The 1,327-nt window shown below is 56.6% G+C and carries 1 rRNA gene; it reads right to left on the reverse strand.

The features are described 5' to 3' along the window. Window positions 1–1,220, reverse strand: a 23S ribosomal RNA gene (locus AC11W3_RS11525); the annotation flags it as partial. Between the last annotated feature and the right edge of the window lie 107 nt (window positions 1,221–1,327).

Genomic DNA, 1,327 nt, shown 5'->3' on the forward strand with positions numbered 1-1,327 from the left:
GATCCGCAGCTTCGGCTCATGGCTTGAGCCCCGTTATATCTTCCGCGCAGGCCGACTAGACCAGTGAGCTATTACGCTTTCTTTAAAGGATGGCTGCTTCTAAGCCAACCTCCTGGCTGTCTATGCCTTCCCACATCGTTCACCACTTAGCCATGAATTGGGGGCCTTAGCTGGCGGTCTGGGTTATTTCCCTCTTCACGACGGACGTTAGCACCCGCCGTGTGTCTCCCGTGCGTTGACTTCCTGGTATTCGGAGTTTGCATAGGTTTGCTAAGCCGGGATGGCCCGCTAGCCTAAACAGTGCTCTACCCCCAGGAGTCCTACACGAGGCACTACCTAAATAGCTTTCGGGGAGAACCAGCTATCGCCGGCCTTGATTAGCCTTTCACTCCTATCCACACCTCATCGCCCATATTTTCAACTATGGTGCGTTCGGACCTCCACGGGGTGTTACCCCCGCTTCATCCTGGACATGGATAGATCACTAGGTTTCGGGTCTACCCCCAGCGACTTTACGCCCCTTTCGGACTCGGTTTCCCTACGGCTCCGCCTCTAATTGGCTTAACCTCGCCGCTGATGGTAACTCGCAGGCTCATTATGCAAAAGGCACGCGATCAGACATTCCCCGAAGGGCATAGTCCTCTCACGGCTTGTAGGCACACGGTTTCAGGTTCTTTTCACTCCCCTAGCAGGGGTTCTTTTCGCCTTTCCCTCACGGTACTGGTTCACTATCGGTCGCCAGGTAGTACTTAGCCTTGGAGGATGGTCCCCCCAGATTCCCACAGGGTTGCACGTGCCCCGTGGTACTCGGGATGCTCCTAGGGCTCGTCGAGGTTTCGCGTACGGGGCCATCACCCTCTATGGCCGGCCTTTCCAGACCGTTCCGCTACCTCTTCGAGTCCCACGACGGAGTCCCACAACCCCGGAAGGAATTGCTTCCCGCCGGTTTGGGCTGTTCCCCTTTCGCTCGCCGCTACTAGGGGAGTCTCATTTGATTTCTGTTCCTCCGGGTACTGAGATGTTTCAGTTCCCCGGGTTTGCTTCCAGCACCTATGGATTCAGTGCAGGATGACCGGGCATGACCCCGGCCGGGTTTCCCCATTCGGAAATCCACGGATCAAAGCTCGCTTAGCAGCTCCCCGTGGCTTATCGCAGCTAACCACGTCCTTCATCGCCTCCTGGCGCCAAGGCATCCACCGACTGCCCTTTACAGCTTGACCATAAAACCCAGAGCAATACGCACACGACGAGCTCGCGCTCGTCGATTGCCAAAGCGCGGTCCACTTATGGACCCGGAAAGCTATTCGATTGTCAAAGACCGCTCGCA

Source organism: Geomonas sp., from assembly GCF_056994735.1.